General features: G+C 69.0%; 1 pseudogene. It reads right to left on the bottom strand.

Annotated elements, in window-relative coordinates:
• Window positions 1-232, bottom strand: a pseudogene (locus tag CVH10_RS26470) (type I secretion system permease/ATPase); the annotation flags it as partial.

Raw genomic sequence — 232 nt, 5'->3', positions numbered from 1 at the left:
AGGCCGAGGCAGTTGGTGACCAGCGATGCGATCATCACATGGCCGTAGGTCGGCGCATCACGCAACAGGATCCGCCGCAGCCAGTGATCGCGATAAGGCCGGATATAGGTGTCGACGCGCACGTCCGGGGTGGAGCGCATCGGACGCGGCAGGAGAAGCGCGGTGGCGGCGGCCCGCAGCCCCTCGAGCGGAATATGGCTGCGGGCGCCCTCGTCGCCCGCGAAGGCAAGCG

It is taken from the genome of Halomonas sp. ND22Bw (assembly GCF_003011945.1).
Classification (GTDB): domain Bacteria; phylum Pseudomonadota; class Gammaproteobacteria; order Pseudomonadales; family Halomonadaceae; genus Halomonas; species Halomonas halophila.
This window is presented reverse-complemented; position numbering and strand designations above follow the sequence as displayed.